2 protein-coding genes are annotated in these 1,484 nt (G+C 70.0%); both read right to left on the reverse strand.

Translation table 11 applies throughout. The annotated features are described in order from the left end of the window. Positions 1-465: MFS transporter (locus JYJ84_RS36500; protein ID WP_205190285.1), on the reverse strand; the 465-nt coding region annotated here is incomplete at its 3' end. Positions 466-494: 29 nt separating this feature from the next. Beyond that, a partial coding sequence (locus tag JYJ84_RS36505) for an aldehyde dehydrogenase family protein (RefSeq protein WP_205190286.1) occupies positions 495-1,484 on the reverse strand: 990 nt, incomplete at its 5' end.

The raw sequence follows: 1,484 nt of genomic DNA on the forward strand, positions 1-1,484 counted from the left end.
GAAGATCGCGAGCGCGCCGCCGAGCGGCGACGCGACCGACCAGAATGCGAGTGCGGTCGTGCGTTGCCGGCCGGCGGTCAGGTGAATCAGCAGCGCGAGCGCGGCGAGCACGACGCTGATGTAGCCGACGCCCTCGACGACGCGCAGCGCGACGAGCGTCGAAAAGTCGTTCGCGCGGCTTTCCGCGAAACTGCAGAGCGCCGCGACGACGAGCCCGAACGCGATCGCGCGCCGCTCGCCGATCTCGGCAACGGCCCAGTTGACGAACGGCGAGCCGATGGCTGCGACCACCGCGACGGCCGACACGACCCAGCTCGCGTGCGCGGGGCTGACGTGATACGCGTGCGCGATATCGGTGACGAGGACGATCGTCTTGCCGTGGCATGCGGCGATCAGCACCGCGAACGTCAGCACGAGCGCGACGGACCATCCGTTGCCGCGCGCCGGTTGGGATTGATGTGACATCGTTGTTCTCCGGAAAGGGTGTCGCGCGCTCATCCGCGCGCGACGTTGACGACCTGCAGTTCGCTGAACTGGTCGTAGCCGCGCGCGCCGCCTTCGTATCCGAGGCCGCTCCACTTGTGGCCGCCCTTCGGGGCGCCCGGCAGGATTTCGCCATGCTGATTGACCCACACGAGGCCCGCTTCGAGCCGCCGTGCGACCGCAAGCGCGCGGTCGACGGAGCGCGACCACACCGACGCGCCGAGCCCGTAGCGGCTCGCGTTCGCGGCCGCGATCGCGTCTTCCGGATCGTGGAATGGAATCAGCGGCAGCACGGGGCCGAACTGTTCTTCGTCGACGAGCGCATCGCCGATGCCGACGTGCGTGACGAGCGTCGGCGGATAGAAGAAGCCCGCGCGTTCGAGCGGTACGCCGCCGGCGTGGATACGGGCGCCGCGCGCCCGCGCGTGGTCGACGAGCGCCTGCACGCGGTCGAACTGCTCGCGCGTCGTCAACGGCCCGAGTTCGCTCGCCGGTTCGAGCCCGGGTCCGACAACGGTGCGTTGCGCGCGCGCGACGAGCGCGGCCAGCAGCGGTTCGAATACGCGCTCGTGCACGTACAGCCGCTTGATCGCGAAACAGACCTGGCCGCTGTTCCAGAATGCGCCCCAGAAGAGCGGCTCGGCGATCGCTTGCGGATCCGCGTCGTCGAGCACGATCGCCGCGTCGTTGCCGCCGAGTTCGAGCGTGAGCCGTTTCACGTCGTCCGCGCCGGACGCATACAGCCGCTTGCCGGTGGCGACGCTGCCGGTGAAGGTGACGAGCCGGACTTGCGGATGCGCCGCCAACCGGGCGCCGGTCGAGCCAGGCCCGGCGATCACGTTCAGCACGCCGGGCGGGAAGGCGGGACCGAGAATCGACGCGACGCGCAGCGTCGACAGCGGCGTGTGTTCCGACGGTTTCGCGACAACCGTGTTGCCCGCGTGCAACGCGGGCGCGACCTTCAGAAGCAGCAGCACGACCGGCACGTTCCACGGCGCGAT

This window comes from Burkholderia sp. LMG 13014 (assembly GCF_905232215.1).
Lineage (GTDB): Bacteria > Pseudomonadota > Gammaproteobacteria > Burkholderiales > Burkholderiaceae > Burkholderia.